General features: G+C 56.2%; 23 protein-coding genes and 1 tRNA gene. 8 read left to right on the forward strand and 16 right to left on the reverse strand.

The window, feature by feature from the left end; genetic code table 11:
- Positions 1-37 precede the first annotated feature (37 nt).
- The 4 genes from AC2FLB_RS09725 to hutC form a co-directional block, all read right to left on the reverse strand.
- Positions 38-115 (reverse strand) — tRNA-Arg (locus AC2FLB_RS09725).
- A 625-nt stretch (positions 116-740) separates the two neighbouring features.
- Positions 741-2,117, reverse strand: coding sequence for a formimidoylglutamate deiminase (locus AC2FLB_RS09730; RefSeq protein WP_496696299.1), 1,377 nt, complete (start codon positions 2,115-2,117; stop codon positions 741-743).
- A gap of 44 nt (positions 2,118-2,161) precedes the next feature.
- Entirely contained in the window at positions 2,162-2,965 is an 804-nt protein-coding gene (hutG, locus tag AC2FLB_RS09735) for an N-formylglutamate deformylase (RefSeq protein ID WP_496709157.1), read from the reverse strand.
- Positions 2,966-3,061: 96 nt separating this feature from the next.
- A complete protein-coding gene (hutC, locus tag AC2FLB_RS09740; protein WP_496709158.1) occupies positions 3,062-3,766 on the reverse strand; it encodes a histidine utilization transcriptional repressor HutC in 705 nt (234 codons plus the stop codon).
- Between the two features lie 216 nt (positions 3,767-3,982).
- On the opposite strand from hutC, the gene hutI reads away from it, so the two are divergent.
- From hutI to hutU, 3 genes are all read left to right on the forward strand, one after another.
- Entirely contained in the window at positions 3,983-5,191 is a 1,209-nt protein-coding gene (hutI, locus tag AC2FLB_RS09745) for an imidazolonepropionase (protein ID WP_496709159.1), read from the forward strand.
- Entirely contained in the window at positions 5,188-6,723 is a 1,536-nt protein-coding gene (gene hutH / locus AC2FLB_RS09750; protein ID WP_496709160.1) for a histidine ammonia-lyase, read from the forward strand. Before hutI ends, hutH begins: the two co-directional genes overlap by 4 nt.
- Before the next feature lie 105 nt (positions 6,724-6,828).
- On the forward strand, positions 6,829-8,502 hold the full coding sequence (gene hutU, locus AC2FLB_RS09755) for a urocanate hydratase (protein WP_496709161.1): 1,674 nt from the start codon (positions 6,829-6,831) through the stop codon (positions 8,500-8,502).
- A gap of 101 nt (positions 8,503-8,603) precedes the next feature.
- On the opposite strand, the gene glyA is transcribed toward hutU, so the two are convergent.
- On the reverse strand, positions 8,604-9,911 hold the full coding sequence (gene glyA, locus AC2FLB_RS09760; protein WP_496709162.1) for a serine hydroxymethyltransferase: 1,308 nt from the start codon (positions 9,909-9,911) through the stop codon (positions 8,604-8,606).
- A 103-nt stretch (positions 9,912-10,014) separates the two neighbouring features.
- On the opposite strand from glyA, the gene AC2FLB_RS09765 reads away from it, so the two are divergent.
- Positions 10,015-10,884 carry a LysR family transcriptional regulator gene (locus AC2FLB_RS09765; protein WP_496691739.1) on the forward strand — a complete coding sequence of 290 codons (870 nt, stop codon included), beginning with the start codon at positions 10,015-10,017 and terminating at the stop codon, positions 10,882-10,884.
- A gap of 8 nt (positions 10,885-10,892) precedes the next feature.
- On the opposite strand, the gene AC2FLB_RS09770 is transcribed toward AC2FLB_RS09765, so the two are convergent.
- Complete coding sequence (locus tag AC2FLB_RS09770; protein ID WP_142635670.1) at positions 10,893-11,369, reverse strand: GNAT family N-acetyltransferase; 477 nt, start codon at positions 11,367-11,369, stop codon at positions 10,893-10,895.
- A complete protein-coding gene (locus AC2FLB_RS09775) occupies positions 11,370-11,681 on the reverse strand; it encodes an ETC complex I subunit (protein WP_142635668.1) in 312 nt (103 codons plus the stop codon).
- A gap of 158 nt (positions 11,682-11,839) precedes the next feature.
- Here AC2FLB_RS09775 and AC2FLB_RS09780 point away from each other — a divergent pair, with 158 nt between their 5' ends.
- Positions 11,840-12,319 carry an SRPBCC family protein gene (locus tag AC2FLB_RS09780; protein ID WP_496691740.1) on the forward strand — a complete coding sequence of 160 codons (480 nt, stop codon included), beginning with the start codon at positions 11,840-11,842 and terminating at the stop codon, positions 12,317-12,319.
- An 81-nt stretch (positions 12,320-12,400) separates the two neighbouring features.
- A complete protein-coding gene (gene uvrB, locus AC2FLB_RS09785; protein WP_271948307.1) occupies positions 12,401-14,587 on the forward strand; it encodes an excinuclease ABC subunit UvrB in 2,187 nt (728 codons plus the stop codon).
- Positions 14,588-14,635: 48 nt separating this feature from the next.
- Here the strand turns inward: uvrB and AC2FLB_RS09790 are convergent, their stop codons facing one another.
- From AC2FLB_RS09790 to AC2FLB_RS09800, 3 genes are all read right to left on the reverse strand, one after another.
- Positions 14,636-15,112: a hypothetical protein gene (locus tag AC2FLB_RS09790; RefSeq protein WP_496709163.1), complete on the reverse strand. Its 477-nt coding sequence runs from the start codon at positions 15,110-15,112 to the stop codon at positions 14,636-14,638.
- A 176-nt stretch (positions 15,113-15,288) separates the two neighbouring features.
- The gene (locus tag AC2FLB_RS09795; protein ID WP_496709164.1) at positions 15,289-15,579 is read right to left on the reverse strand and encodes a hypothetical protein; all 291 of its coding nucleotides are present in this window, start codon (positions 15,577-15,579) and stop codon (positions 15,289-15,291) included.
- Positions 15,580-15,854: 275 nt separating this feature from the next.
- The gene (locus tag AC2FLB_RS09800) at positions 15,855-16,301 is read right to left on the reverse strand and encodes a MarR family winged helix-turn-helix transcriptional regulator (RefSeq protein WP_271948315.1); all 447 of its coding nucleotides are present in this window, start codon (positions 16,299-16,301) and stop codon (positions 15,855-15,857) included.
- Between the two features lie 110 nt (positions 16,302-16,411).
- On the opposite strand from AC2FLB_RS09800, the gene AC2FLB_RS09805 reads away from it, so the two are divergent.
- A complete protein-coding gene (locus AC2FLB_RS09805; protein ID WP_142635660.1) occupies positions 16,412-16,636 on the forward strand; it encodes a hexameric tyrosine-coordinated heme protein in 225 nt (74 codons plus the stop codon).
- A gap of 43 nt (positions 16,637-16,679) precedes the next feature.
- On the opposite strand, the gene AC2FLB_RS09810 is transcribed toward AC2FLB_RS09805, so the two are convergent.
- From AC2FLB_RS09810 to AC2FLB_RS09825, 4 genes are all read right to left on the reverse strand, one after another.
- Positions 16,680-17,033, reverse strand: a complete 354-nt coding sequence (locus AC2FLB_RS09810; protein WP_496700813.1) for an MmcQ/YjbR family DNA-binding protein — start codon at positions 17,031-17,033, stop codon at positions 16,680-16,682.
- A gap of 38 nt (positions 17,034-17,071) precedes the next feature.
- Positions 17,072-17,473, reverse strand: coding sequence for an excalibur calcium-binding domain-containing protein (locus AC2FLB_RS09815; RefSeq protein WP_246097187.1), 402 nt, complete (start codon positions 17,471-17,473; stop codon positions 17,072-17,074).
- A 157-nt stretch (positions 17,474-17,630) separates the two neighbouring features.
- Positions 17,631-18,038, reverse strand: coding sequence for a universal stress protein (locus AC2FLB_RS09820; RefSeq protein ID WP_281972496.1), 408 nt, complete (start codon positions 18,036-18,038; stop codon positions 17,631-17,633).
- 71 nt (positions 18,039-18,109) lie between these two features.
- Positions 18,110-18,430, reverse strand: a complete 321-nt coding sequence (locus AC2FLB_RS09825) for an antibiotic biosynthesis monooxygenase family protein (RefSeq protein WP_142635654.1) — start codon at positions 18,428-18,430, stop codon at positions 18,110-18,112.
- A gap of 123 nt (positions 18,431-18,553) precedes the next feature.
- On the opposite strand from AC2FLB_RS09825, the gene AC2FLB_RS09830 reads away from it, so the two are divergent.
- Entirely contained in the window at positions 18,554-19,237 is a 684-nt protein-coding gene (locus tag AC2FLB_RS09830; protein ID WP_496709165.1) for a hypothetical protein, read from the forward strand.
- 43 nt (positions 19,238-19,280) lie between these two features.
- On the opposite strand, the gene AC2FLB_RS09835 is transcribed toward AC2FLB_RS09830, so the two are convergent.
- Both AC2FLB_RS09835 and AC2FLB_RS09840 read right to left on the reverse strand, forming a co-directional pair.
- Positions 19,281-21,569, reverse strand: a complete 2,289-nt coding sequence (locus tag AC2FLB_RS09835; protein WP_496691744.1) for a glycosyl hydrolase family 28-related protein — start codon at positions 21,567-21,569, stop codon at positions 19,281-19,283.
- Positions 21,570-21,707: 138 nt separating this feature from the next.
- Positions 21,708-22,109, reverse strand: coding sequence for a DUF4864 domain-containing protein (locus tag AC2FLB_RS09840; RefSeq protein WP_496691745.1), 402 nt, complete (start codon positions 22,107-22,109; stop codon positions 21,708-21,710).
- Between the last annotated feature and the right edge of the window lie 47 nt (positions 22,110-22,156).

The following is a 22,156-nucleotide window of genomic DNA, read 5'->3' on the forward strand; positions in this document are numbered from 1 at the left end:
GGGTGGCGGATGAATACTCAATTAGGAATTGTGCATTTGGCGAGCCGTGGAGGACTCGAACCCCCGACCTGAGAATTAGAAGTTCCCTGCTCTAATCCAGCTGAGCTAACGGCCCGCTCATATTCTGGCTGTATCAGCCAAATCCCTCGCCTTGTCAACTTGATGGAGAGATGAGGTTTTGGGGCAAAAAACCTCTCTGATTTCAGCATTATCTCTGACCGGAGCAAGCTTATACAGGTACCTTGATTGCTGGGTGAACTGCACCTCGAAGCCATGCCTCAAAAGGCCCTAACCGAGTCGAACTTACCAGACTAATTCAGGCCGCATATGCAGCCTGTCACGATGACGGAATACATCGGCAAACTGGGATGCCGCCACCTGCATCACTGCAATTTGATATTGCGCCGCGCAGTGGCAAACCTGTTTGATCAGATCTTCCGCAGATCCCAGCTGATTGCGGTGGCCGGAATTGTTAATAGCACCGCACACATGCCCAGACCCGTCATTGGGGGGTACGGTGATCCAGTTCCGTTTCGCTCAGATCCGCCAGCATCACGCGCGCCATTGATGTGACAAGGTTCGGAAGGCGCGTACCAACTGGAATGTTCGATGCCGATGGGCTGGGTGACAGAAAATTCCTCGGCGATCTCGGACAATGTCTTCAGCCTGACCAGCACCAAGTGCCCCAAGGTTCTTAAGCTCGCACAGTAATGAGTTCCACTGGTTCTATTCACCCTACATCATAGTTTTTGCGCCAACCGACGCATGGTGGAAATATATCCGGCGTCGATGGACTCGTGATCGGGGTGCTGACCATCTTCAATAACCTTTTGACCAGCAACATAGACGGCAATGATTTCTGCCTGCTGACCCGAGAACATGTGGAAATCCAGCACGGCTCCGGGCGACACCGCCGCCATCAGACCATTCCTATCGTAAGACAGTTCTACAAAATCAGCACGGCACCCTTTTGCGATACGGCCGATATTGCGCCCGGCTGCACGCGCTCCACCTTGGGCGGCGGCTTGCCAGAGATAACCGCCAACATTGGGCATGTCCTTGGAGCACATAACATTGCGCTGCCGGTGCAGCAGGCGCTGACTATATTCCAGTGTGCGCAGCTCCTGAACTGCCTGGGTACAGATGTTGCTGTCCGAGCCGATACCAAAATGGCCATTTGCTGCCACGAAATCGACCGCCCGGAAAATCCCGTCTCCAAGATTTGATTCCGTCAGCGGGCACAGACCCACGGTCGCGCCCGAAGCGGCAATGGCCGCAACCTCGGCGTCATCCAGATGGGTGGCATGGATCAGGCACCACGCGGCGTCAATCTGGACCTGGTCCATCAGCGCCGCAACAGAGCGTTTGCCACTATGCGCGATACTGTCTTCCACCTCTTTGGTCTGTTCGGCCACATGGATGTGAATTGGACACCCCGGCAACTGGTCTTGCCGAAGCTCCATAAGCCATGACATTTCATCCTCGGTTACGGCGCGCAGGGAATGCGGCGCGATTCCGAGGTTAAGCTTTTCATGCTGCTGCTTCAGGGTTTCGATCAGCAAAGCGTATTGATCACGTGCATTGGTGAAACGCCTCTGAGCATCTTGCGGAGACACGCCGCCGAAATTTGCGTGTGCATAAAACACCGGAAGATGCGTCAGGCTCAGGCTCGTTCGATCTGCAGCAGAGACAATAGCAGAAGACAGCTCCTCAGGTTGGGCGTAGCGCGCTCCATCCTCTTCATTGTGCAGATAATGAAACTCGACAATCTCGGTATAACCGCCTTTGAGCAATTCCATATACAGCTTGGCAGTGATTGCCTGCAGGTCCTCGGGCGATACGTTATGAGCGAAATAATACATCATTTCGCGCCAGGACCAGAAGCTGTCGACCGGATTCCGGCGCACTTCTGATAACCCTGCCATCGCGTATTGAAAGGAATGACTGTGCAGGTTGGGCATGCCCGGCACAACCGGGCTTTCAATCACCGGATAGGCGTTGGGATTGTCGTCCGCGACCAGTGCTCCGAACTCACCAGATTCCGTAACGGTTACGGAGATATTGCTAAGCCAGCCCTGGTCCGTCAGTGCCTGTTTGAAATGAAATCCAGTTGTCATCCACTTTCCTTTACTTGGATGCCGTATCGGCGAGTCTGTTTGGGTCATCCACGGGTGGTGTTAACTTCATCCAGCAACGCGGTAACAAGGTTCTTGATCGCGGCGCCAAGCATCTCTGCCTTAGGGGGCACAAGGTCCCAAGGGGCGTGCTCGATCATATAGGTGGACTGTGCAATTTCGAGTTGCAGCGCATGAATGTTCTGGTCGGGTTGGCCATAGTGCCGGGTAATATAGCCTCCCTTAAAGCGGCCGTTTTTGACAAAGCTGTATTGGCCGGACCCCAGCGATCTTTCGGCGCAGGCCTCAAAGAGCGCGGCTGTGCTGGCCCCGCTATTTGTGCCCAGATTCAAATCCGGCAGCACCCCATCAAACAGCCTTGGCACTTCGGAACGGATGGAATGCAGATCCAACAGTATGCAGGTGCCAAACTGCGCCCTGATCCGCAGAATCTCAGCCTTGAGCGCCTGATGATACGGTGCCCAATAGGATTGGATGCGCGCCTGTGTCTCCTGCCCATCTGGCTCTTGCCCTTCCAGATAAAGCGGCTGACCGTCAAAATCGATTTGCGATATCAGGCCGGTTGTCGGACCGGAATAAAGCGGCGCGTCATCAGCTGAACGGTTCAGGTCCACCACATAGCGCGAATACTGCGCCGCCATGACACCCACACCCAATTCGGCACAAGGCAGCGCCAGCTTGTCCATGTGCCAATCCGTATCCTTCAGCTCCAGCGCGGCGGGTCGCAAACGGCGTTCAACCTCCGGAGGCAGCAAGGTTCCGGCATGTGGGACATTCAGCAAAATCGGCGTTGAACCCGCCTTAAACGTCATTAGATTCTGAACAGCCATCGCGTTCCCTTTGTTTGATGTTCTGTCAGCCCATAAGTCGGCAGACCGACGAAGACCGACATTTTTTATCGCCCCAAAAGCTGGACTCCGGTCAGATCAGAGATGCGTCGTCATCCGGTAACCCGGTGCAAAGTAAAGCTTGGCATATGTCACCGGCGCGCGACGCAGCCAGGTAATGCGTTCGGCGGTAAAGATCGGGTCGCCAGGTGGCGTGTCCAGGAACTTGGAGATTTCACCATCAGCCTTGGTCGCCATGAAACTAAGCTCCAGATTGCTGAATGGCACCCTGTTAACCAACCAGTCATTCGGCCCCGATTGTTCGAAACTTTTCTCCAACACTTCAGGTACAACGTCGGCAACTATCCATCGCACCTCAAGCTGAAACGCTACGTTGTCGGCATAATGCATACATCGCAGGTGCAAGACGTCCTGCTCTTTTTTCAGGTCGAGGCGTGATGCCAGCCAGGACGGTGCGTGTTGCACCTCTCGGTCCACCAAAGAGTACCGATAGGCCGCACCGGTGGCCGTTATCTCGTCACGCACCAAAGGGATCGCAAATTGCGCTTTTCTGATGGGAGAATTCAGAACCCGCGTGCCGGCCTTGCGTTTTCTTTCCAGGTATCCTTCTTCGGCAAGCTCTCTCAACGCCCGGTTGACCGTTGTTCGTGTACTTGAGAATTCAGCGGCCAAATCCATCTCGCTTGGCAAAATGGAATCCGGGCTCCAGATACCGGTTTGGATTCGATCCAAAACCACCTGCTTGATGTCCCGAAAGCTCATGTTCCCCTGAGGTCTTGCCATAAAACTCCCCAACTCAAAAACCGGCCTTAATTGGCTTATACATACACATAAGACATCTGCAATGAAGCATGTAACTCTGCCCCGCACCTAAGACCTCTACCTAATTTGCCTCCAAGAAGGCGGCTTCGGCGCGATGCCTTTCATTATTTTGTGTACACATTATACAGTAATCAGTATACCTATTTCAGAAGCATTACAACTTGGGATCAGATTCTCATGACTGGTAAAACAACCCTTCGTGGCGCAAAAATTGCAACACAAGCCAGCCAGCAGGGCCCTTATGGGCTAATCGAGGATGGCATCATCGTAATATCAGGTGAGTTTATCGAATGGGTCGGACCCAGACGCGATCTGCCCGATGAATATACCGAGCTTGAGGCCGAGGATCTGAACGGACGCCTAGTGACGCCAGGTTTGATCGACTGCCACACCCATGTTGTATTTGGCGGCGACCGCGCCCAAGAGTTTGAAATGCGCCTGAATGGTGCAAGCTATGAACAGGTTGCGCGCGCCGGAGGCGGTATTAACGCAACCGTTCAAGCGACACGGGCCGCCAGCCTGGAAGAGCTGATAGAAAGTGCATTGCCCCGCGTCGACGCGATGATCCAAGAGGGCATGACCACTATCGAAATCAAGTCCGGCTATGGGCTAGAACAACAGACAGAGCTGAACATGCTGCGCGCCGCGCGCGAAATTGGAAAACGTCGCCCAGTTTCTGTTCAAACCACATATCTGGGCGCCCACGCGACTCCGCCAGGGTACAAGGGGCGCGATGACGCCTATATCGACGAGGTCGTCATTCCGACCTTGCGGGCCGCCCATATAGAAGGGCTGGTCGATGCGGTTGACGGATTCTGCGAAGGGATCGCCTTTCAGCCCAAACAGATCGCCCGTGTCTTTGACGCCGCCGCTGCGCTTGGCCTTCCGCTTAAACTGCATGCCGAGCAGCTTTCTAATCTGGGCGGGGCGCAGCTTGCCGCCTCCTATGGCGCATTGTCTGCGGATCATATCGAGTATCTTGACGAAGACGGCGTGATCACCATGGCCCAGGCGGGAACAGCGGGCGTAATCCTGCCCGGTGCGTTCTATACTCTGCGTGAAACGCGTCAGCCTCCGATTGAGCTGCTGCGCAAACACGATGTCCCAATGGCACTGGCAACCGATTGCAATCCGGGATCATCCCCCCTGACATCTCTTCTTCTGACCATGAATATGGGCTGCACGCTGTTCCGCATGACGCCAGAGGAAACACTTGCGGGCGTGACCTGTAACGCCGCGCGTGCCCTTGGTTTGAGTGATCGCGGTATGATCGCCGCGGGTCAGCGGGCCGATCTGGCGGTCTGGAATGTGGGCCGTCCGGCCGAGCTTTCTTATCGTATCGGGTTCAACCCGCTTCACAAACGCATCTTTGGAGGTCAAGCGTGACAACTCTCACTCTGGCGCCCGGGCAGGCTACTCTGCCTCAGCTTGAAACCATCTATTGGGATGAAGCCTCGGTCATACTTGATCCGAAGTGTCGTCCTGCGGTCGAGGCGGCCGCGAAACGGATCGCTATCGCCGCTGCGGGTGATGTACCGGTTTATGGCGTCAACACAGGTTTTGGCAAATTGGCCAGTCTCAAGATCAAATCTGAAGACACCGCCACTTTGCAGCGAAATCTGATCCTCAGCCATTGCTGCGGCGTAGGAAACGCGATGCCCCGCCGGATGGTTCGGCTTATGATGTCTCTTAAGCTATTGAGTTTTGGCCGTGGCGCATCTGGCGTCCGCTGGCAACTGATCGAGCTTATGCAAGACATGCTGGAAAAAGGCGTCACCCCTGTTGTTCCAAATCAAGGATCGGTTGGCGCGTCAGGCGATCTGGCACCTCTTTCACATATGACCGCAGTGGTGATCGGTGAGGGAGAGGCGGAATATAAAGGCGAAATTCTTCCGGGTGCCGAGGCGCTTGCAAAGGCTGGCCTGTCCCCGATCGAGCTTGGCCCCAAGGAAGGTTTGGCCTTTATCAATGGCACACAGTTTTCAACGGCCTATGCGCTTGCCGGTCTGTTCGAAGTCTGGCGTGCTGTGCGCAATGCGCTGGTCATCTCGGCCATGTCCACCGATGCCATCATGGGTTCAACGGCTCCGCTGCAGCCCGAAATCCATGCGCTGCGAGGACATCGTGGCCAGATCGAAGCGGCAGGTTCGATGCGTGAGATACTGGCGCAATCCGAAATTCGAGAAAGCCACCGGGATGATGATACACGTGTTCAGGATCCCTATTGCATCCGCTGTCAGCCGCAGGTGACTGGTGCGGCGATGGATGTCCTGCGACAGGCCGCACAGACCCTTTTGATCGAAGCGAATGCTGCAACAGACAACCCACTTGTGCTGACCGAAGCGGATATGATCGTGTCCGGTGGTAATTTTCACGCGGAACCCGTTGGGTTCGCTGCTGACATGATTGCGCTGGCATTGTCCGAGATTGGCGCGATCAGTCAACGGCGTATTGCTCTGATGGTCGATCCAACGCTCAGCTTCGATCTTCCGCCTTTCCTGACACCTGAACCCGGATTGAATTCCGGCCTGATGATTGCCGAGGTGACGACAGCCGCTTTGATGAGCGAGAACAAGCATCTGGCCAACCCATGTGTCACCGATTCAACACCCACCTCCGCCAATCAGGAAGATCACGTCTCGATGGCAGCGCATGGTGCGCGGCGGCTGGCCCGCATGGTCGAAAACCTCAACCATATCCTTGGGGTCGAGTTGCTCTGTGCCGCGCGTGGCATCGAATTCCGCGCGCCCCTCCAGACCAGCCCTTTGCTGCAACAGGCCATCGCACGGCTGCGCGAGGATGTTTCGAGCCTGCAAGAGGATCGCTATATGGCGCCCGATCTGAAAGCGGCAAAGGAATTGGTCGCGTCGGGTGCGTTGCTGAACGCACTGAACGCCTCTTTGCCGGGCCTTACCTGATGGCGGTCTTTGCCATGATGGCGCGCGACCGCAGCCGAGACACATGATTGAAAACTTCAATGCCCTTGCCCTGTCGGGCTCTATCCAATCTGAAGGGAATGATCGATGAGCGATCCTCGTAAGAACAGCCGGGACATCTATCCGCCAACCGGGACCGAACTGAATGCCAAAAGCTGGTTGACCGAAGCACCACTGCGGATGCTGATGAACAACCTGCATCCTGACGTGGCAGAAAACCCGCACGAGCTGGTAGTATATGGCGGCATTGGCCGGGCCGCGCGAACCTGGAAGGATTTCGACCTGATCGTCGACAGCCTGAAAGACCTGGAAGCGGACGAAACCCTGGTCGTGCAGTCGGGAAAGCCCGTCGCCATCGTCAAAACCCACAAGGACGCACCGCGCGTGCTGATTGCCAACTCGAACCTGGTGCCGCATTGGGCGAATTGGGATCACTTCAACGAGTTGGATAAGAAAGGTCTGGCGATGTATGGCCAGATGACTGCGGGTTCCTGGATTTACATCGGGTCGCAGGGCATCGTCCAAGGCACCTATGAGACCTTCATGGAAGCAGGACGCCAGCACTATGGTGGCAGTCTGAAAGGCCGTTGGATCCTGACCGGGGGTCTGGGTGGTATGGGCGGTGCTCAGCCACTGGCTGCTGTGATGGCGGGTGCCTGCTGTCTGGCCGTGGAGTGCGACGAGAAATCCGCCGATTTCCGACTGCGCACGCGCTATGTCGACGAGAAAACCCACAGCCTGGACGAGGCGCTGGATATGATCGAGCGTTGGACCAAAGCGGGCGAAGCCAAATCCGTGGCGCTGATCGGCAATGCCGCCGATATCTTCCCCGAGATCCACAAGCGCGGCGTCAAGCCCGACATCGTCACCGATCAGACCAGCGCGCATGACCCGATCAATGGGTACCTGCCTCAAGGTTGGACCGTAGCCGAGTGGCGATCCAAGGCTGAAACCGCTCCGAAGGAAGTGGAAAAGGCAGCCCGCACCTCGATGAAGGTGCAGGTCGCGGCGATGGTTGCCTTTCACAATGATGGTGTTCCAACCGTCGATTACGGCAACAACATCCGGCAAATGGCGCTTGAGGAAGGTCTGGAAGACGCCTTCGCCTTCCCGGGCTTTGTGCCTGCCTATATCCGTCCGCTATTCTGCCGTGGCATTGGCCCGTTCCGCTGGGCGGCCCTGTCGGGGGACCCCGAGGACATCTACAAGACCGATCAAAAGGTCAAAGAACTGCTGCCCGATAACACGCATCTGCACAATTGGCTGGATATGGCGCGCGAACGGATCGCATTCCAAGGCCTTCCTGCGCGTATCTGCTGGGTTGGTCTGGGTGACCGACATCGCCTGGGTCTGGCGTTTAACGAGATGGTCAGAACGGGCGAGCTAAGCGCGCCGGTAGTCATTGGTCGTGACCATCTGGATTCCGGTTCAGTCGCCTCGCCCAACCGCGAGACCGAAGCGATGAAGGACGGGTCTGACGCGGTCTCGGACTGGCCTCTGCTAAATGCACTAGTCAACACTGCCTCAGGCGCGACATGGGTATCTCTGCACCATGGCGGCGGCGTTGGCATGGGCTTTTCCCAGCATGCGGGTGTGGTGATCTGCGCCGACGGCACCGATGATGCTGCCAAACGCCTGGAGCGCGTTTTGTGGAACGACCCTGCCTCGGGCGTGTGGCGTCACGCCGATGCGGGTTATGACCTGGCCAAGGATTGCGCTCGTGAACACGGGCTGCGCCTGCCTGGAATTCTGGGAAACTAAGCTTGGATCAAGCGGAACAGATCCCGGCCCTTCATTTGTGAAGGCCGGGATTGAACGATCACCAAACACCGTGCGCGCCGGTTGCTTTTGGAAACGGTGATCTAATGGACAAAGCACAGCGTATTGAACGCGCGTCTCCAGGCTGAAACCTCGGAGGCAATCGGCGCGCCTTGCAGACCTTGTTTGATCAACCCCGCCAGACGATCCGCATCGCCTGCGGTCATCCCCCAGCGGACAAGCTCGGGCGTGCCAATTCGCAGACCGTTCATATCACCTTCAACCGCCGCCACAGGCAGACCGATGCCGCAGGCAAGGAACCCAGCTTGGCGTAAGGTTTTTGAGGCCGCTTGCCCACCCCCGAATGGCTCGGCCAGCACAGCGAACTGGTGAGAGTTGGTAAAGCCCTCGGCCCCAGCGAACACAGGCACATTTTGTGCATCCAAAGCCGCAGCCAATGCCTGCGCCATAGCGATCATCTCTTTCGCATAGGCCGCGCCAAAGTCTTTCCAGCCCAGCATCGTGACCGCAAGTGCGGCAGTTTTCGCCGCATCGAAATTGGCCGTCATGCCGGGAAAGGCGATAGCGTCCAGCGCTTTGGCGATTTCTGCATCATTCGAAACGATCAGCCCACCTGCAGGGCCACCAAGGCTTTTATAGGTGCTCATCGTCATGAAATGCGCGCCCTCGGCCAGCGGGTTGGACCAGGCGCGCCCGGCAATAATGCCGCATTGATGGGCCGCATCGAACATGACCTTGGCCCCGACTTCATCGGCGATGGACCGCACTTCGGACACGGGATGCTCGAACAGGTTCAGGCTGCCACCAATCGTAATCAGCTTGGGCCGCTCGGCTCGTGCCAGCGCCCGCAGTTGGTCCAGCTCAACGGTATAGCCATCGGCACTCACCGGGGCCTCTATGGTGCGCAAGCCGTATAAGCCGGCGCAGCCATCGACATGATGCGTCACATGCCCGCCTAGGGATGCGGGCGGCGCAATGATTGTGTCGCCCGGTTTGCAGGTGGCCATAAAGCCATAGAGGTTGGCAATCGCACCAGAAGGCACACGAACCTCGGCGAATTTGGCATCGAACACATCCGCGCAAAGCTGGGCCGCGATCACTTCGATTTCCTCGATCGCTTCCAGTCCCATTTCGTATTTGTCGCCGGGATACCCCAAAGAGGGGCGCGACCCGATGCCAGAGGATAATAGCGCTTCGGCTTTCGGGTTCATCACATTGGTCGCAGGGTTGAGGTTAAAGCACTCTTCCTCATGGATCACTCGGTTCTGCTCGGCCAGCTGCTCGATACGGGCCAGCAGATCGGCAGACGTTGCGGACGCCGTCGTGGCCGCTATGTCTTGAATCAGGGTTTCACTGGTGCTCGGCACCCAATCTCGTTGTGCAAGCGTCATTGGACGTCCTCCGTTTTGCAGCATGGTGGCAGCCATTCCGTGACAGCGCAAAGCAGATTTGCTATTTCTTGGCGTAGAAAAACTAAGGCTTGAAATGAGTGTCATGCCCAAACGCCCGAAAGGGCCCCCGCTGAATGCAATGCGCGCCTTTGAAGCTGCCGCACGTCATGACAGCTTTGTCGCCGCCGCTGAGGAATTGAGCGTTACGCCCGGAGCGATTTCGCAGCACATCAAGACACTGGAAGGCTGGGCAGGTACCGCGTTGTTTCGGCGCAACGCGCAGGGGGTGGAACTGACCAAGGCCGGGGCTTCGCTGGTGGCTGAATTCTCTGCGGCCTTCGACGGGTTGGCCGAGGCGACGCGTGCCCTCCGCAACCTCAAACCCAACGCCGATTTTCATATCGCCGCCTTGCCATCTGTTGCGCAGCTTTGGCTGCCGAAACGGCTAAGCCGGGTCAGGGCGCAGTTTCCGCATATCAATTTTTCGGTGACCGCGATGGAAAACCCACCCAGTCTTGATCGGGAATTGTTCGATCTGGCCATATTCATTGGCGAACCGAATGCTGAGCCCGAGCAGATTTGCATTTGCCCCGATCTTATCTCTCCAGTCGGCGCGCCTAGCCTGATCGAACGTATGAACCACTTTGGCGACACCGTCCTTCTGCATGACCAGACCTGGAACGACGATTGGACAATCTGGTCACAGAACACGGGAATTGAACTGCAAGATGCGCAGACCGGGCCGAAGTTTTCTCTGTACAGCCTGGCCGTGGAGGAAGCGAAGGCAGGTGCGGGTATTCTGATGGGGCATCTATGTTTGCTTGAGGATGCCCTGGCAAGCGGCGCTCTTAAGTCTGCAAGCGAATCCACCTGCCCAACGGGCCGCTTTCTGTTCGTCCAGATACCTGGCGCAACGCGACAAAGACTCGAAACGCAACAGGTCGTGGCATTGCTGAACGAAGATAGTGCCTAACAACCGGCCTATTCTGCGGGCTTTAGATCCAATCGCATGAAGGCACTGTTGGGGTCGGCCTCATAGCCGTAGATCGGGCCGCAATAGGAATAGCCCAGCGCTTCATACAGCCTGCGCGCGGCGTCGTAGTAGGACAGATGATCGGCGCCCGTCTCAAGAACCAGCGCCGAGGTCCCTTCGACCCGTGCGTGATCAGCAAGATGGGTCATCATCACTCGCGCCAGACCGCGGCCACGTGCGGTGGCAAGGATATGCACGGATTTGACTTCGGCGGTCCCATCCGGCAGCGCCTTTAGCGCGCCGCAGCCCAGCACCTTGTTACCCTCATACAAAGCCCAGAACCGCATTCCGGGCCCGGCCAAGGCACTGGCATCCATCGTGTGATTGCTCTCGGCTGGCCCGGCGGTTTCGCTATGGGCAAAATGCGCCTCGACCACGGGGCGCAATGCGTCGGAGGTTGGGTCAGCCTCGCGAATGTCGATCATTTAATGCGTCCAGGGTGCGCGCCGATCGGTGGCAAAATTCTCGCCATAACCGCGCGCGCGCAGGTTCGGCTTGCGTTTATGCGGTTCACTGACCTGTGCGTCGATACCGTTGTCCTTGGCGTAATCCAGCGCCTCTTCCTTGGTGTCGAAATTCAGACGCACCTGAGTCTGGGTGTCACTGGAAGACGTCCAGCCCATCAACGGATCAACCTCGCGCGTGGATGCTGGGGCATATTCCAACACCCAATGCCGGGTCTTGGCCGTACCCGATGTCATCGCATTCCGCGAAGGCTGGTAGATCCGTGCGCGCATGTCGCCTCTCCGTACTCACTTGGCTGAGGTTGTTTATGCGTCAGAGCGAGGCCTGGGACAAGGTGGCAAATGTCGCGGAGGACAAGGATGTTCTGATGACGAAAACTGTCATTAGGGGAATGGTATAATCATTCAAACGCCACAACAAGGACAGCAAGATGATCCACCACGAACGCAGCCTCGACATTGATACCCGACCCGAAGATATCTGGGCCATTCTGAGCCGGTTCATGCATATCGACGATTTCGCCCCGCAGGTGACTTCAGTAGATGCGCTAACACAAGGTGCGGATGGGGTGGGATCGAAACGACGATGCCATTTTGAAAATGGGACGTCTCTGGTCGAAGAAGTCACGGATTGGCAAATCAACCGGGGCTATCGTGTCCGCTTGTCTGAGATGTCTGCAATGCCTCTGACCCAAGCACATGCAGCAATCGCCGTTGAACCCCTTGCCAACAACCAATCCAGAGTAGTCTGGAGCATGGATTATCAAATGAAGTTTGGTCCATTGGGATGGCTTATCGGGCAGACTGTGCTGAAAGCGATGATGGGGCGTGTCCTGGGTGACAACCTGAAAGCGCTTGAAGAAAAGGTGCGTTCGGATCAAATTCCGGATCATCGGTTTGCGTATTACTGAAACTGCCGTTTCTATCTCGGATCAGGTCTTGCAGTTGGACAAAATAAGAACAAATGTAGGGGCCTGACCTGGAGCCTGCCCATGCCTTACGCCCATTCCGACAAGACTCAGCTGACTGCTGATGACGTCCGCGCCCGCCTGAAACTGGAAGGCGGTAAAGAATTCGTCATGCATACCGAGTTCTCACCGGCAGGCGACCAGCCCACCGCGATCAAAGAGCTGACCAACGGCATCTTCGACGGCGAAAGAGAACAGGTTCTGCTGGGCGCGACCGGGACGGGCAAGACCTTCACAATGGCCAAAGTGATCGAGGAAACCCAGCGACCCGCCATTATCCTTGCGCCCAACAAAACGCTCGCGGCGCAGCTCTATGGCGAATTCAAAGGCTTCTTCCCGGAAAACTCGGTCGAATATTTCGTGTCCTACTACGACTATTACCAGCCCGAGGCTTATGTCGCACGGTCGGATACCTATATCGAGAAAGAATCCCAGATCAACGAACAGATCGACCGGATGCGCCACTCGGCCACGCGGGCGCTGTTGGAACGCGACGACGTAATCATCGTCGCCTCAGTGTCGTGCATCTACGGTATCGGCTCGGTCGAAACCTATGGGGCGATGACGCAAGACCTGAAGGTTGGCGGCGAATACAACCAGCGCCAGATCATGGCCGATCTGGTCGCTCAGCAATACCGCCGAAATGATCAGGCATTCCAACGGGGCTCGTTCCGAGTGCGGGGTGACAGCCTTGAAATCTGGCCCGCCCACCTTGAAGATCGCGCTTGGAAATTCTCGTTCTTCGGTGAGGAATTGGAAACCATCACCGAGTTCGACCCGCTGACCGGTGAACGCGCCGCGAATATGGAACAGGTGCGGGTTTACGCCAACTCGCACTACGTGACCCCGAAGCCAACGATGAACCAGGCGATCATCGGCATCAAGAAGGAACTCCGCATCCGACTGGATCAACTGGTCGGAGAGGGCAAACTGCTGGAAGCGCAACGTCTGGAACAACGCACGAATTTCGATCTGGAGATGTTGGAGGCCACCGGCGTCTGTAACGGAATCGAAAACTACTCGCGCTATCTGACAGGCCGCGCACCGGGCGAGCCGCCCCCGACCCTGTTCGAATTCATCCCCGATAACGCCATCGTCTTTGCCGACGAATCCCACGTCAGCGTGCCGCAGATCGGCGGCATGTACCGGGGCGACTATCGGCGTAAATTCACCCTGGCCGAACACGGGTTCCGCCTACCATCCTGCATGGACAACCGACCCCTCAAGTTCGAGGAATGGGACGCCATGCGCCCGCAGTCCGTGTTCGTTTCTGCCACGCCTGCCAAGTGGGAGATCGAACAGACCGGCGGCGTCTTCACCGAACAGGTGATCCGCCCCACCGGCCTGCTGGATCCCGAGGTCGAAATCCGCCCTGTCGGCATGCAGGTCGACGATCTGCTGGACGAGGTGCGCAAGGTCGCCGCCGATGGCTATCGCACGCTGGTCACCACCCTGACCAAACGCATGGCCGAGGACCTGACTGAATACATGCACGAACAGGGCATCAGGGTCCGTTACATGCACTCGGATATCGACACGCTGGAACGCATCGAGATTCTGCGCGACCTGCGACTGGGCGCGTTTGACGTACTGATCGGTATCAACCTGCTGCGCGAGGGGCTCGACATCCCGGAATGCGGGCTGGTGGCCATTCTGGACGCCGACAAAGAAGGCTTCCTGCGGTCCGAGACCTCTCTGGTTCAAACCATCGGCCGCGCCGCGCGGAACGCTGACGGGCGGGTGATCATGTATGCCGACAAGATCACCGGTTCCATGGAGCGTGCGCTGAACGAAACCGATCGCCGCCGCGCCAAGCAGATCGCCTATAACGAGGAACACGGCATCACCCCAGCAACGGTGAAGAAAAACGTCGAGGATGTTCTGGCCGGTCTCTACAAGGGCGACGTCGACATGAACCGCGTCACCGCCACCATCGACAAACCGATGCACGGCGCGAACCTTGAGGCGCATCTGGACGGGCTGCGCGACAAGATGCGCAAAGCCGCCGAGAACCTGGAATTCGAAGAGGCCGCCAACATTCGGGATGAGATCAAACGCCTGGAAGCGGTCGATCTGGCCATCGCCGACGACCCCATGGCGCGGCAGTGGGCAGTCGAGAAAGCCTCCGAAGATGCGGTGAAATCGCGTGGACGGTCAACGGCTGGCAAGCCGGGCCAGCGGGGTGGGAATGTGAAGCGGAGGAAGCGGTAAGCCTTGTCAGGATACCTGTGGGTTTACCGACAAGCGCAATGCATCAGGCTAGCTGTCCTCAGGTCTGAAGCGATTTTTAGATATGTGAATGTCAAAACTCTTTGATACCAATTCGCTAATTGACTCGAGCATCTGAACCTTTCTCGCTAACTCATTGTTATTTAAAAGATTTTTTAACTCTTTACGCCCTGACCCACGAGGCAAGATTTGCACAATTAAATCTATTGGTCTCGCAACGGCTGATCCCACCTCGCTTTGATTGCAAAATCCATGCCCTACGATAAATTTGGAGACCAAACTTATGTGCAATTGGGTTATTTCTTTCCAATCGGATTCGTCCAAATCACCTCCTGGTTCACTCAATCTTTCCTCAAGTAATCGGATGAAATTCCTTAACTCCAATAACAGTTCCTGTGAACAGCGGTAAACAATCTCAGCGTGACCCTTTTCACCTTCTACATCAAATTTTTTCTGCCTCTTTATGAACAAACTGGAAAAGTCTTTGTACATTGCGTCGGTAAACATTTTCTCCTCCCGAAAGCTTTTATTTGACACTCAAATACAGCTTTTCAGCACTAGGATTAATGCATGAGGCCCAAAGCGCCGTTCACCGGGTGCGCGGCACCCGTGTGGTGCTGGCCGAGGATCTGGCACAGTTTCCTTCGCAAAAAAAGGTGGGCGGGAATATCCCGCCCGATACCTTACCCCTTATCCCAATGGGCAATCACATCATACCCAACCGGCGTTGGCGGGCTTTCCATGAACTCGGCGAAATGGCCCCACAGCTCGGCCACTTTGGGTGCGTTTGCGTTCGAGGTCGCCTCGCTTTCAACAACCGAGATCACATAGCCCGACCCGTCCTCGTTCATCACATTGGTAAAGCTGTGCATGCCGGGCATGCCCATGATTTCTGATTTCAATGCGTTCATTTTCGCCGTCGCCATCTCACGCGTGCCGGGCTTCATCTTGAATTGAGTAATACGTGCGAACATGATCTTCCTCCCTCGTCCGGCGATATCGCCATGTGGCGCGGTCGGAACGACCCCGCCGCACGCAACCTAGCACGGCAGCCCGAAATCTCACATTGATACGCGTGATTTGTGGCCATTTTCAACCATACGCCTCACTGTATTTGGGCCACTGACACGCCAGAGTTGCTGCCCAGTGCGGAAGGCTCGACATCTGAATTCACATATTGTGATTCCACAGCCGCAGCCAGATCGAACCCGAACTACCAAAGCGCTGTTCACCGTGTTTGCGGCCTGTGCTAATTGCCGGCCTGTGACAAGCCAGCTTTCAGCTTCTCCAGCGTATTCAAAAGGCGGTCTAGGTCAGGTTCGTCCAGCCCGGTATCGGCGATCATGCAGGCGGTGATCTCATGCGCCACAGACCGCAATGCCGATCCCGCCCCGGTCAGAGAAACAACAACCTGGCGTTCGTCCTCTTTGCTACGGGTTCGGTCGACAAGCCCGTCGGCCTCAAGGCGTTTCAGCAGCGGGGTCAGCGTACTGGTTTCCATCGACAACGCGTTGGCCAACTCACTGACATTTCGCCGGTCTCTCTGCCACAGCAGAGTCAGGGTGATGTATTGCGGATAGGTCAGCCCTAGCGGGCCGAGGTGTCTCTTATAAGCGCGGTTGATCACATGCCATGACGTATAGACCGCATGGCAAAACATCTCGTCGGTCTTCGGTTGGGTCGGAGAATCTGTCACGGCAGCACCTTCGCTCGCTTATATCGTGCACGATATAATTCATTGACCCACACCCACAAGGTTGTTTATATCGTGATCGATATTATCGTGCACGATATAGGAGGCAGCACATGTCCTGGCTACCAACGCTCATCACCGAGACACCCGAGGAGGGATTTGACCTGGCAATCAAACTATCACGGATGGCGGTTAAGAAGACGCAGCCCAATGACGAGATCCGTCAGCGCCTGAGGCCGATCTACGAAAACGATGCGGACAGCCTGACTATGGTGTCGCATGTCGTGGCGACAAATTACCAGACCGTGGCGGCGGCGAACAACTATTGGCGCAAGTGAGTAAAGGTGAAATGGGCTGGGTGGTGGATGGGATGACCCATTCCTATACGCCCAGTTCCGCCCGCATCTTCTTGGTCAGCTTGGCCACGACCAGATCATAGGACGTCACGATATGCTCGCGCAGCGACGTGTCGCTCATCCCGCGGTCCTCATAGACCTGCAGCCATTTCATCCCGCGCGAGGCCAGATATGGCGCAGGGCGAATTCCGGGTTCGTCGCTCAGCACCTCAAAGGCCAGTTCAGTGGCTTTGAAGGTGAAGGCGGCCTGACCGTCGTTCCAGCCGCAGATCGCAAACACCTTGCCCCCCACTTTCCACACGTCTGCATTGCCCCATTGAACCACATGAGAGCTGGCCTTCAGGCCCGCGCAGAAACTGTTGAACTCTGCTCGCGTCATCGGCTCAGCCTCTTTGTTCCGAAGTCCTTACCCACCTGTCAGGGCCTCACGAATTTGGCATTGCCAACGCGTTTTTGAGGGGCAGCGCTTTGTTCTGCATTCGGGGCAATCACTCCACAGGCCACACCATCCTGATCGGGATCGTTTTGCAGGTGATAGCCCGGCTCGCCCTCCAGAAACGGACCAGGAAGAACTGAGAGCGCAGCACCACATCCGGCAAGAGCAACAAGATGTAAAACCGCCTCATCACGCTCGAATTCGGAAGTGCGCAACCAGACGCTCAGGGCAATGATGCCTGTCGTCAGCGGCAACATGAGGACCATCAGCAGAATCCGCACCGGTGACAATGCGCGCCGGCGCAGAGCTTCGGCGCGTTGAACACGTTTGGCCGATTTCGGATCCGTGAACAGCGCCTTTGGAGTGGTCTTTTCTGGCTGCATTCCCGATCAATACACCAGTATCCGTGGGATGCCGATACCTAAGGGACAAACATATCTGTGAAACTCTGTCACGATGCAGGACGCTCTACGAGCCTGGGCCAAGCAAACAAGACAGACCGCCAAATTCTTGGCTGCTCGCTTGTGATCTGGCAGAGACCTAACGCACCACGTGCACTGAGCATGCAGCGTGGCGGACAACATGGGTAGCGGTGGAGCCCAAAAGCAGGTCCTGCATACCTGGTCGATGAGACGCGATGATGATCAGATCCGGCTTATTCACGTCGGCCCAGTCAAGGATCGTCCGACCGGAATGCCCCTCGACAACGACTCCGCGGGCGCCCGAAATATTTTCCGCCAGCGCATCCAACTCGGCCTGAACGGCCTTGCGCGCATCGTCCAGATACCCGACCGGCATATAAGCGCTGGCATAGGCCGGTATATGTTCGACCACGTGCAGCAGCGTGACCTGTGACTCGGGTGCTGCCAACAGTTGCGCCAGTTTCAATGCAGACGGCATATCACGCGCGTCGTCGAATGATATTGGTACAAGAATATTGTGATACATGGCACGCGCCTCCTTGGTTGCTCAAGTATACTGGTCGATTACCAGACGCGTGACCTTGATCCAGGTCAGGATCAGTTGAAGGTTTCCGCAACATCGTACATGACGGGCTCAAAACTCTTGCACAACTCGTTGATTTTACGGTTTCTATCACGCATTTCTGACGTACGCAGCATGGCCAGAAAATCCTCGCGACGCTCCCATTGGGAATAATTGGCAATCCGGGTCTGGGCGTCATTCACGTGCAATCCCGCTGCAACAAATCCAGGTTGCTTTGAGATGAAGCTGGCATAGGCATCCGTCAACGCCTCGAGCAGATCCTGGCAGGTGCCAGGCGTCATTTCAAATGTCGTGATTACGGTCTGCACAGTAGCGTTTTTGGAAATCTTTGGCATCTTGAAACTCCCTTGTCTGTCTCAAACCTAACACAGGATTCTGAAAGGTCTTGTGTTTCCTTTTGGCCTAGGCGCGCTCTTTTCAATTCGAAAAATGAACAAAACACTAACACTCCGTTAACCATGCTGACGGAAGCTGCAAGCATGTATCGCATTGCCCTGATATTGCACCTGTTGCTGATGGCCTCTCCTGCCTTGTCAGGTGCATGGCTGCGAGAAAAGGATGCAGCATTCACAGCCGCCTCACTGACAGCTTTTCGGCTCCCTGAGGATGGGTACGACTATAAAACCTCTCTCTATGCGGAATGGGGATACAGCCAGAACCTGACGGTCGGCTTTGATTTCGAGCAAAACCAAGACCTCTATGGCCATGCACTCATCTTTGCCCGTGTCCCAGTAGCGGATTTGGGCCAATGGGGTCGGTTCGCTGCTGAATTTGGTGCCGGTGCATATCACAAACAAGAACGGGCCTGGGCACAGTACAAAGTGACGCTGTCTTACGGCAAAGGATTCCAGAGCGCCTTGGGAAGCGGTTGGATCGCGATCGATGCCGCCATCGAAAACCGAACACATGATGACATCTATCGAAAGCTCGACCTGACAACAGGGCTTTCATCGGACAGGTTGATCAATCCCCTAATCCAAATCGAAACGGCCTACAGGTCTGGGCACTCAATATATTGGAAGGCACGCCCCTCGGTCATGATCCGAACCAAAGACAGTTCTACTACCTGGGTTCTGGGGGTGGAAAGAAACGATGCCCGCAAAAACACGGGCATCAGACTGGCTTTGTGGAACGAATTCTAAGTCCAATCCGTTCCTACATTAATTCAGGCAGACGCCCGCACCGTCAGCGCTCCATCCTCAGGATTGCTGAAACCTCGCCCTTCAGACCCTCAGGCCAGCGTAACTGGATATCAGATCCATCCACCCCGTGCTCCAGCAGGACATAGGGGTGCGAATATTTGGTTGACCCAAGCGCTGTCTTCAAAGGTCCCAGAACGGTAACCGAGTCACAACTGCGCGCCTTGCCACCGAAGGGCAACCGATCCTCAGAAGACACCGTCCAAGCCGTTGCAGCGGTGTTCTGCGTGTGCCGTACCCTCAGTGGATTTGCGGTTTTAGCAGTTACACCATGGAACGTATTGTTTTCAAACGTCACGTTCAAATGGGCTGTGTTGTTCAGATCAGCGAATGTCGTGTCCACGCGTTCGGCCCGGGCGATCCCTCCGTTGATGGACCGAAATTTGTTCCCCGTCACGACGACGCCGTTCAGGAAATGCCCGGCGCCATAGGGACGAATGACAATGCTGCTGAACCAGGGAGCGACCTCGTTCGAGTAGAAGATATTGTCGGTAATGCTCATGGCGCTGAACGAGAAGCCAGCGGTGTAAACAGGGTCTGAATCCCGCTCATTTGTCCATTCGACAAAACAGTTATCGACATAGTTCTCGGCAATGGTCGAGCTGTTGTAAGTTCCGATCATGACCAAACCGGCCGAGCGCACGCCCTGAGCGATGCTGTCTCCCTGGAAAAAATGGTTACCAAGGACCATGTTGTTGGTCCCTGCCAGCACCGCAAAATGCAGGAAACGAACCGCGCGATTGTGGCGCAACTTGATGTCATTGGCCGTTGAGTTCAACGCAATCGACTTGCGATCCGAGACGTCAAAGGACTCTTCAGAAGACAGGAACTGACAATTATCGACCAACATGCCCTGACACCCTGTACCGATCGAGGTGATACCACGATCCAAAGGTCGGCTGATAAAACAGTTCGTTATGGCAAATGTGCTGCCTGACGGCGCAAGGCGGATTGCGCTACAGCGGCCATTGCATTGAAACTCGATCTCTTCCATTCCGAACTTGCGCAACGTGCTGAAACCGCTGAAATCGAGCAGATATTTGAAAGACAAAAAGGTGAACGTTTGCGTCCCGGATGCGTTATAGATCGGGGCGTTCAAAGTGATCTCTCCCGCCCCCTCATCCTTGGACCGGACATAGATCTCGCGGCCTACGCCGCTGCCCTGCACCAGCGCGCCGACAGGAATGTTGGCCACATTCGCAACATTGGTCAAACGCGTTGGGTCCGACGGGCTGTAGCTTGCCAGAGATGTGAATGTCTCGGTGTCCCAGGCCGAACTGCTTTGAACATCGAACTGGCCATTGCGGATGATCCGCCGTGTAGAAAACCCTGTCTGTTTGTTGGGAACCGCCGCCGCCATATCAATCGGCTCGCTCACCGAAATCTTGCGTCCGCCCAAATCCAGCGATTCATGATCCGAGTTGTTCAGCAAAGCCTGAAAGGCCTTTTTGAACGCCAGATCTTCGGCGCCGAAGGCGGTGATATAGGCTGGCAGGTTAAAATCCTTGGTCAGCAAGAGCATCTTGTCATCGGGCATCGTGACCGTGCCCTCAAATTCAATCTCAGACGAGATCGTCGTGTTCTCCGTCAAAAGGTAAGTGCCATTCGAGACAAAAACACGCCGCCCATTCGCCGCCTGATCAGCCGCGACAAACGCATCCGTGTCATCTGCCACGCCATCGCCCACGGCCCCAAAATCGCGCACATCGACCAGAGAGATCATGTCGCGCAGGAACACATTGGTAACATCCGTGATTTCGATGTCGTCAACCCGGACCACAGCCCCGTTGGTGCCCTCAATATCCAACCCGAAATGCCCGTACAGGGCGGAAACACCCCAGGGCATATCCACGCCCATCCGTTGCCCCGCGCCAACAATCGCATTGATTTCATGCACGGTGCCGTACCCGGACAGCTGTGTTGCCGGGCCCTGTTCGACCACGCCCGGCACCTGAACATCACCTGCCCCGCCCGCCCAGGCGGCGATACGAACTTCGGGCAAGGGGCCGCTAATCGCTTTTATCCGGGCTTTGATCTGTAAGTAGCACCCGGGCAGCAGCGGTGTCTGACCCATATAGCGCAGCTGTTGTGTTGCGTTCACCTTCAGAATTTCCAGACATCCGCCAAAATCCGCGTCCGCCGGAACAAATACACCATTCCCCGATCCATGATAGGTTGGCGAACCCGGTGTTCCGTCACCACTTGACCATACGTTCAGACCGTTTGCGAAAGCAGGCGGCATGAACACGATGCCGTCGGTGATTGCCTTGTTCATAGAAATCCCTTTCCCATTCGCGCAGCGGCCAATCACCACGCGCATAAACCCAGTGTTCGGGGTCGGCCCCGAACGCAAAAGCCTGAGTATCGAAAAGGAATTAACCGCCGCTCATATCACCGTGACGGTGGTGTTGCGTTACGCCGCCGGATCCGAATTGCCCAAAAGCTGCACGCCATTGATTTTCCAGCTCTGTCCCTGAGGGATCATCTCGTAGTCCAGAATGTGAACCTGCCCGTCGCCATCCGTGATCATCACCTTCTGCCACAACGCCCCTGAAATTTCGCGAAGTTCCAGAAACCGCACGTCCGCAGGCCGCCAGACCATCGGATAGCCACGCCGGACCATCACCCCGAAATTCTCAGGCGTTCCGAACAGGCGCTGGATAGTGGGGCTGGCAAATGTAAAGGCGGTTGCGAAATCATCCGCCTTGAACGCCTGTATCTGCCCCGCGATATTCGCCTCGATCTCGGCGTTTTGGGCAATGGCTCCGGATGCCAGTCCGGCACTCAAAGATACAGCAAGCAATAAACGACGCATGGGGCCACCTCCTGATCGAAGGATAGCCCCACACGCGATCAGGTCAA

The sequence above is a fragment of the Ruegeria sp. CDSA236 genome (assembly GCF_059611285.1).

Bases quoted from the DNA above. Each gene is read 5' to 3' on its own strand.
- AC2FLB_RS09730 (WP_496696299.1), bottom strand. From the start codon at position 2,117: ATGACAACTGGATTTCATTTCAAACAGGCACTGACGGACCAGGGCTGG.
- hutG (WP_496709157.1), bottom strand. From the start codon at position 2,965: ATGGCTGTTCAGAATCTAATGACGTTTAAGGCGGGTTCAACGCCGATT.
- hutC (WP_496709158.1), bottom strand. From the start codon at position 3,766: ATGGCAAGACCTCAGGGGAACATGAGCTTTCGGGACATCAAGCAGGTG.
- hutI (WP_496709159.1), top strand. From the start codon at position 3,983: ATGACTGGTAAAACAACCCTTCGTGGCGCAAAAATTGCAACACAAGCC.
- hutU (WP_496709161.1), top strand. From the start codon at position 6,829: ATGAGCGATCCTCGTAAGAACAGCCGGGACATCTATCCGCCAACCGGG.
- glyA (WP_496709162.1), bottom strand. From the start codon at position 9,911: ATGACGCTTGCACAACGAGATTGGGTGCCGAGCACCAGTGAAACCCTG.
- AC2FLB_RS09765 (WP_496691739.1), top strand. From the start codon at position 10,015: ATGCCCAAACGCCCGAAAGGGCCCCCGCTGAATGCAATGCGCGCCTTT.
- AC2FLB_RS09770 (WP_142635670.1), bottom strand. From the start codon at position 11,369: ATGATCGACATTCGCGAGGCTGACCCAACCTCCGACGCATTGCGCCCC.
- AC2FLB_RS09775 (WP_142635668.1), bottom strand. From the start codon at position 11,681: ATGCGCGCACGGATCTACCAGCCTTCGCGGAATGCGATGACATCGGGT.
- AC2FLB_RS09780 (WP_496691740.1), top strand. From the start codon at position 11,840: ATGATCCACCACGAACGCAGCCTCGACATTGATACCCGACCCGAAGAT.
- uvrB (WP_271948307.1), top strand. From the start codon at position 12,401: ATGCCTTACGCCCATTCCGACAAGACTCAGCTGACTGCTGATGACGTC.
- AC2FLB_RS09790 (WP_496709163.1), bottom strand. From the start codon at position 15,112: ATGTTTACCGACGCAATGTACAAAGACTTTTCCAGTTTGTTCATAAAG.
- AC2FLB_RS09795 (WP_496709164.1), bottom strand. From the start codon at position 15,579: ATGTTCGCACGTATTACTCAATTCAAGATGAAGCCCGGCACGCGTGAG.
- AC2FLB_RS09805 (WP_142635660.1), top strand. From the start codon at position 16,412: ATGTCCTGGCTACCAACGCTCATCACCGAGACACCCGAGGAGGGATTT.
- AC2FLB_RS09810 (WP_496700813.1), bottom strand. From the start codon at position 17,033: ATGACGCGAGCAGAGTTCAACAGTTTCTGCGCGGGCCTGAAGGCCAGC.
- AC2FLB_RS09815 (WP_246097187.1), bottom strand. From the start codon at position 17,473: ATGCAGCCAGAAAAGACCACTCCAAAGGCGCTGTTCACGGATCCGAAA.
- AC2FLB_RS09820 (WP_281972496.1), bottom strand. From the start codon at position 18,038: ATGTATCACAATATTCTTGTACCAATATCATTCGACGACGCGCGTGAT.
- AC2FLB_RS09825 (WP_142635654.1), bottom strand. From the start codon at position 18,430: ATGCCAAAGATTTCCAAAAACGCTACTGTGCAGACCGTAATCACGACA.
- AC2FLB_RS09830 (WP_496709165.1), top strand. From the start codon at position 18,554: ATGCTGACGGAAGCTGCAAGCATGTATCGCATTGCCCTGATATTGCAC.
- AC2FLB_RS09835 (WP_496691744.1), bottom strand. From the start codon at position 21,569: ATGAACAAGGCAATCACCGACGGCATCGTGTTCATGCCGCCTGCTTTC.
- AC2FLB_RS09840 (WP_496691745.1), bottom strand. From the start codon at position 22,109: ATGCGTCGTTTATTGCTTGCTGTATCTTTGAGTGCCGGACTGGCATCC.